The organism is Modestobacter sp. KNN46-3 (assembly GCF_011039295.1).
Genome location: NZ_JAAKGN010000214.1, coordinates 1 through 6187, shown reverse-complemented (window position 1 = coordinate 6187; position 6187 = coordinate 1). Strand labels below are relative to the sequence as shown.

The following is a 6187-nucleotide window of genomic DNA, read 5'->3' as shown; positions in this document are numbered from 1 at the left end:
CGGCGAGCAGCGCGACCCCGGGCCAGCCGGCGTCCTGCCAGGCCCGGCCGGCCAGCGTGCCGCCCACCGACGAGCCGACGTAGTACCAGAACGAGTAGAGCGAGGCCGCCTGCCCGACCGGCCGGCCAGCTGCGGCGTCGCGGCGAGCGGTGCCAGGTACCGCTCGGCGAGCTCGGCGCCGGTGGGCAGCGCGGTGCGGTCGGGGGACTCCCAGCCGGTCTGCTCGAGCAGCCGGACGGCGGCGTCGTCGACGTCGTACTCCCAGGGGGAGAACAGCCGCACGTGCCCCCAGGCCCGCACCGCGGACGCGGGCTGGTCGCCGGCCTCCAGCACCAGGGGTTCCAGGCCGCGCTCCAGCAGGTGGGCGGCGGCGGCCAGCCCGACCGGGCCGGCACCGATCACCACGACCGGCAGGTCGTCCGTCGTGTACGCGCTCATGCGGTCAGCACTCCTCGCTCGTCGACAACCAACGCGGGGTGACGTTAACAGCGAACACTGTTGACAACAACCACTGTGTGTCAGACTGTCCGGCATGCGCCAGGACCTGGACGTGCGACTGCTCGACGTCGACGAGCTGACCTCTCCCGCCGATCGTGCCCGCCTGCTCGCCCCGCAGCTGAAGGCGCTCGGCGACCCCAACCGGCTGCACCTGCTCCTGCTGCTGGCCGAGGGGCCGCGCACCGTCCGGGAGCTGACCGACGCCGCCGGCATGAGCCAGACCCTGGTCAGCCACCACCTGGCGCCGCTGCGCGACCAGGGGCTGGTCACGAGCACGCCGAGGGGGCGGAGCAACGTCTACGCGCTGTGCTGCGAGGCGCTCGCCGGGCCGGTCAAGGCACTCGCCACGCTCGCGGCGCTGACCCCCGAGGGCGCCGACGCCTGCTGCTCCTGACCGGCGGTGCGCCCCGACCTCAGCGCCGCCGAGGGGCTCAGGGGTCGTCGGGGTCGAAGTCGTCGGCCTCGTCCGCGGCGTCCGTGTCCGGGCGCGCCGTGTCCGGGGCCGGGTGGCGGGTCGCTGCCTCCAGGGCGGCGTCCCGCTCGGCGGCCCGCCGGGCCCGCTCCAGCCGGGCGTCCTCCCGCAGCTGCCGGCGGCTCGGCGTCCCGTCGGGGTTGGTGAGCGCCAGCCAGTCGTCCTTCTGCCGCCACAGCAGGGCGCCGGCCAGGGGGAGGCCCAGCGGCACGACGTACCCGGCCACCCGCTCCATGCCGCCCTCGCCGAGCCCGATGAACACCGCGGAGGCGAAGAAGATCGTGCCGATCACGCCGACGAGCCCCAGCACGGCCAGCGTGGTGCCCACCGCCTCCGAGCGGGGCCGCACCCCGTAGGCCAGGGCGATCAGCCCGATCGCCCCGGCGACGAAGTGCACCCCCGCCGCGACCGTGTGGACCGTGGTGTCGCCGTCGGAGGGGAAGAGCCCGACCAGCAGCACCCCGAGCCCGGACAGGCCCAGCAGCGGGCCGGCCAGGCGGCCGCCGGTGCCGGACAGCCCGGGTCGCAGCAGCACCGCCCCGGCGATGATCAGCAGCCCCTGCAGGAGGAAGGAGGCGTTCATCAGCACCCGGGCCGGCGAGGTGGCCGTCCCGAGGTCGCTGATCACGTCCGCCGAGTAGGAGTAGCCGTCGTACTGCAGTGCAGCGATCGCCTCGACGACGAAGAACTGCAGGGTCAGCACCCACGCGAGCCCGCCCCAGCGGTACCGGCTGTCCGTCACGGTGAGCCATGGTCCCAGCCCCGGCTGTGCGAGCGGCAGACTGCCCGGTGTGACGATCCGCTCCATCGCCCTCTTCGCGCTCGCCGCACTGCTGGAGATCGGCGGCGCCTGGCTGGTCTGGCAGGGCCTGCGGGAGCACCGCGGCTGGCTCTGGGTGGGCATCGGCATGGTGTCGCTCGCGCTGTACGGCATGGTCGCCACGCTGCAGCCGGAGGCCGCCTTCGGCCGGGTGCTCGCCGCCTACGGCGGGGTCTTCGTCGCCGGGTCGCTGCTGTGGGGGATGGCCGCCGACGGCTTCCGGCCCGACCGGTGGGACGTCGGCGGTGCGCTGGTCTGCCTGGTCGGCGTCGCGCTGATCATGTACGCGCCCCGGGGCGCCTGAGCGGCTCGGTCAGGCGCTCAGGCGGTGACCCCGGCGTGGGCGAGCACGGCCGCGTACTGGCCGGGCGACAGCCACGACGGGTTGCTCCCCGCGGGCATCCGCAGCACCTCGGCCGCACGGGTCGCCGGATCGGACAGCAGTTCGGCCCGGTCGACCGGGTGGGCCAGCCGCGTCCACCGGACGGCGACCGCCGGCCCGCCCGGGGCGGCGTCGTCCACCGGCCCGGCCAGCTCACCCAGGGCGTGCACCCCGGGCCGGTCGCGGCCGCTGACCCACAGCAGGCACGGCTGGCCCGGCGACATCAGGCTCAGCCGGTAGGAGGGCCGCACGCACCGGTCCAGCACCGCAGCGTCACCCGGCCGCCACCGGGGGGCCAGCGCCTCGGGCGGCCGGTTGCTCTTGAGCACCCAGCAGGCGACGTCGGCGGCGGTCAGCTGCGGCACGGCTCGAGCCAACCAGCCGCGCGGCACCTCGGCGACAGGACGGTCGTGGCCCACCGGATCTCGCGCTGCCGGGTGCGCGCCGCTGCCCTACCGTCGACCGGGTGTCGCTCCCCGCGGTCCCCTGGGCTGCCGTCGAGTCCCGTGCCCGCAGCGTGGCCGCCGGTCCCGTCGTCCGCTCCGGTGGCGCCGACCACCTGCTGGTGCGCGACCTGGTCACCGACTCGCGGGCGGTAACCCCCGGCTGCCTGTTCGCCTGCGTCCGCGGGGCGCGCAGCGACGGCCACCGGTTCGCCGAGGCCGCCCTGGCCGCCGGGGCCGCCGCGCTCCTCGTCGACCGTCCGCTGCCGCTGGACGCACCGCAGCTGCTGGTGCCGTCGGTCCGGGCGCTGCTCGGGCCGCTGGGCGCCCTGCTGGCCGGCGACCCCGCCGCGCACCTGCGGCTGGTCGGCGTGACCGGGAGCAACGGCAAGACGACGACCAGCACGCTGGTGCGCGGCGTGCTCGAGGCCGCCGGCGAGTGCGCCGGAGTGGTGACCACGCTCGGCGCACGGGTGGCGGGTCAGACCCGCGGCACCCGGCTGACCACCCCCGAGGCGCCGGAGCTGCACGGGCTGCTGCGTTGGATGCTCGACGCGGGCGCGACCAGCGCGGTGGTGGAGGCGTCGTCGATCGCGCTGGACGTCGGCCGGGTCGACGCCGTGCACGTCGAGGTGGCGGTCTTCACCGGCTTCGAGGAGGACCACCTCGACCACCACGGCACGATCGAGCAGTACTGGGCGAGCAAGGCGCTGCTGTTCACCCCCGAGCGCACCGACAGCGCCGTCGTCGTGGTGGACGACCCGTGGGGGCGCCGGCTGGCCGACCAGGCGCGGGTGCCGGTGACCCGGGTGAGCACCCGGCCGGAGGTGCCGGCCGACGTCCGGGTGGTGGGCTGGCGCACCGGCCTGGACGGCACCAGCGTGGTCGTCGAGGACGACGGCGGGCGGCACTGGATCTGCTCGCCGCTGGTCGGCCGGGTGCACGTGGGCAACATCGCCGCCGCCTGGGCGACCGGCCGCTCGCTCGGGCTGGCGCCGGAGACCATCGCCGCGGGCCTGGCCGCGACCGCGGCACCGGCGGGGCGCAACACCCTGCTCCGCGAGCCGGGTGGGCCGCTCGTCGTCGTCGACTACGCCCACACCCCTCGGGCCCTGGCCGCCGCCGTGCAGACCGCCCGCGACCTCACCGGTCCCGGCGGGGAGGTGCACCTGGTGCTGGGCGCCCGCGGCCGCCGCGACCGGTACAAGCGCCAGGGGCTCGGCGTCTCCGCCCGCGCCGCCGACACCGTGTGGCTGACCAACGAGGGCAGCCACGGCGAGCGGCCCGAGGCGATCGTCGAGGAGCTGCGGGTCGGGCTGATCGGCGGCAGCGCGGTCGTGCACACCGTGCTCGACCGCCGGGAGGCGATCACCGCGGCGGTGGAGGCCGCCGGGAGCCGGGACGTGGTGCTCGTCGTCGGTCGCGGTCACGAGACCACGCTGACCGACGACGGCGCCCCGGTGCCCTTCGACGACGCCGAGGTGGCGCAGGAGGCCCTGGACTCCCGGGCCGACGAGCTGGTGGCCGAGCAGGCCAGCTGACCCCGCCGCGGGTGCCGCGCGGCACACGGGCAGGCTCCCGGGCGTGACGACGGGGGAGTGGCCGGGCCACCGGGCCGGCGAGCCCGGCTTCCGGCGGGCCGCGACCGCCGTCTTCCTCGCCGGGATCGCCGTGTTCGTCAGCCTGTACGCCCCGCAGGCCCTGCTGCCGGAGTTCAGCCGCTCCTTCCAGGTGACCCCGGCGGCCTCGACGCTGGTCATCTCGGTGAGCACCGCCGCGCTCGCCGTGGGGCTGCTGGTACTCGGTCCGCTGTCGGACCGCCGCGGCCGGACCGGCATCCTGCACGCCAGCCTGGCCGCCGCCGCGCTGCTCGCGGTGCTGATCGCGCTGGCGCCGGGATGGGAGGCGCTGCTGGTGCTCCGCGGGCTGCAGGGCTTCGCCCTGGCCGGGCTGCCCGCCGTCGCGGTGGCCTACCTGCGCGAGGAGCTGCACCCGGCGATGAGCTCGCGCGCGATCGGGCTCTACGTCAGCGGCACCGCGATCGGTGGCCTGTCGGGCCGCCTGCTCACCGGTGTGCTGACCGAACTGGGCGGCTGGCGGACGGCGCTGGGCGGGGCGGCGGTGGTCGCCGTCGCCTGTGCGGTCGCCGTCCGGCTGCTGCTGCCCCCGGCCCGCCGGTTCACCCCGCTCTCCCGGCAGGGCAGGTTGCTCCGCCAACTGGGCTCGGCGTTCACCGACCCGGCGCTGCTGGCGCTGTACGGGCTGGCCGCGCTGCTGATGGGCGGGTTCGTCGCCGTCTACAACGCCGGCACCTTCCGGCTGGAGTCCGCGCCCTACTCGCTGACGCCCGCGGTGGCCGGGCTGGTGTTCCTGGCGTACCTGCTGGGTTCGGCGAGCTCGCCGACCGCCGGCTGGCTGGCCGATCGGATGGGCCGGCGGGTGGTGGTGCCGGGGGCGGTGGCGCTGATGGCGGCGGGCATCGCGCTGACCCTGCCGACGCCGCTGTGGTGCGTCGTCCTGGGGCTGTGCGTGCTGACCGTCGGGTTCTTCGCCGCCCACGGCGTGGCCAGTGGCTGGGTGGCGGCGCGGGCCCAGCTGGGCGGCCGGCCGGTCGGGCAGGCGGCCTCGCTCTACTCGTTCTGGTACTACGTCGGCTCGTCGGTGGGCGGCACGCTGGCCGGCCGGGCCTGGCAGGACGCCGGCTGGCCCGGGGTCGCGCTGCTCGCCGGTGGGTGCGCGCTCGCGGCCCTGGTGCTCACCGGCGCGCTCGGCCGCACCCGCTCCCTGCAGCCCTGACCGGACGCGACGAGGGCGGCGCCCCGGGGGTCCCGGGTGCGCCGCCCTCGTCGGAGCCGGTCGGCTCAGCCCTCGGTGGCGTCGTGCTCGTAGGCGCCGGCCGGGTTCGCGTCGTCGGACTGCACCGCCTGGCGCTCCAGTTCGGTGCGGTGCTCGAGCGCCTCGTCGGACAGGTGCGGGTCCTTGGCGTGCTCGCTGCGGTCCCGGGGGGCCGGCTCCTCGGGGGTCATCACGTCGTCGAGCGTCGGCTCGTCGTGCGGGCTGGTCATCGCGTCCTCCGCTCTCGTGGCCCGGCGGCTCCGGGCGGCTTCCCCTCCCCGGTATCCCGTGGCGGCGTTCCCTCAAACGAGGGCAGGTCGGACGGCAGGGCGCTGCCGGTCGTCGGAGTCCCGCCACACCCCGGGGAGGAGCACCCCGGCTTCGCCGTCCGGTGGGTCGAGGACGGCGCCCTCCTCGCGGTGACCACCTGGGGCAGCAGCAGCCATCCCACCATGCCCCGGGCTGCGCGGGTGCAGGACGGCGAGCTGACACTGACCATCGGCCGGCGGGAGACCGCCCCGCTCCCCCCGGGCTCCGTCGACGTGATGACCGCGGACCTGGCCTCGCACACGACGCTGATCGAGCCGCCGGCCGGGCTGGACCCCCACACGCCGACCCGGGTTCGCGTCGTCGGACTGCACCGCCTGGCGCTCCAGTTCGGTGCGGTGCTCGAGCGCCTCGTCGGACAGGTGCGGGTCCTTGGCGTGCTCGCTGCGGTCCCGGGGGGCCGGCTCCTC

The 6187-nt window shown here is 76.5% G+C and carries 9 protein-coding genes; 5 read left to right on the top strand and 4 right to left on the bottom strand.

The window, feature by feature from the left end; all coding sequences use genetic code 11:
* Nucleotides 1-438: FAD-dependent oxidoreductase (locus G5C62_RS24805; RefSeq protein WP_164703113.1), on the bottom strand; the 438-nt coding region annotated here is incomplete at its 3' end.
* A 94-nt stretch (nt 439-532) separates the two neighbouring features.
* Here G5C62_RS24805 and G5C62_RS24800 point away from each other — a divergent pair.
* Nucleotides 533-892 carry a helix-turn-helix transcriptional regulator gene (locus tag G5C62_RS24800; protein WP_052091025.1) on the top strand — a complete coding sequence of 120 codons (360 nt, stop codon included), beginning with the start codon at nt 533-535 and terminating at the stop codon, nt 890-892.
* 37 nt (nt 893-929) lie between these two features.
* Here G5C62_RS24800 and G5C62_RS24795 read toward each other — a convergent pair whose 3' ends face one another.
* Nucleotides 930-1712, bottom strand: a complete 783-nt coding sequence (locus G5C62_RS24795; RefSeq protein ID WP_164703112.1) for a DUF998 domain-containing protein — start codon at nt 1710-1712, stop codon at nt 930-932.
* Nucleotides 1713-1761: 49 nt separating this feature from the next.
* Between G5C62_RS24795 and G5C62_RS24790 the strand changes: the two genes are divergently transcribed.
* Nucleotides 1762-2094 carry a YnfA family protein gene (locus G5C62_RS24790; RefSeq protein WP_164703111.1) on the top strand — a complete coding sequence of 111 codons (333 nt, stop codon included), beginning with the start codon at nt 1762-1764 and terminating at the stop codon, nt 2092-2094.
* Between the two features lie 17 nt (nt 2095-2111).
* Here the strand turns inward: G5C62_RS24790 and G5C62_RS24785 are convergent, their stop codons facing one another.
* Nucleotides 2112-2537 carry a hypothetical protein gene (locus G5C62_RS24785; protein ID WP_164703110.1) on the bottom strand — a complete coding sequence of 142 codons (426 nt, stop codon included), beginning with the start codon at nt 2535-2537 and terminating at the stop codon, nt 2112-2114.
* Nucleotides 2538-2638: 101 nt separating this feature from the next.
* Between G5C62_RS24785 and G5C62_RS24780 the strand changes: the two genes are divergently transcribed.
* The gene (locus G5C62_RS24780; protein WP_164703109.1) at nt 2639-4156 is read left to right on the top strand and encodes a Mur ligase family protein; all 1518 of its coding nucleotides are present in this window, start codon (nt 2639-2641) and stop codon (nt 4154-4156) included.
* A gap of 43 nt (nt 4157-4199) precedes the next feature.
* Nucleotides 4200-5411 carry an MFS transporter gene (locus tag G5C62_RS24775; protein ID WP_164703108.1) on the top strand — a complete coding sequence of 404 codons (1212 nt, stop codon included), beginning with the start codon at nt 4200-4202 and terminating at the stop codon, nt 5409-5411.
* Between the two features lie 65 nt (nt 5412-5476).
* On the opposite strand, the gene G5C62_RS24770 is transcribed toward G5C62_RS24775, so the two are convergent.
* Nucleotides 5477-5680, bottom strand: coding sequence for a hypothetical protein (locus G5C62_RS24770; protein ID WP_164703107.1), 204 nt, complete (start codon nt 5678-5680; stop codon nt 5477-5479).
* A gap of 189 nt (nt 5681-5869) precedes the next feature.
* Here G5C62_RS24770 and G5C62_RS24765 point away from each other — a divergent pair.
* A partial coding sequence (locus G5C62_RS24765) for a hypothetical protein (RefSeq protein ID WP_164703106.1) occupies nt 5870-6187 on the top strand: 318 nt, incomplete at its 3' end.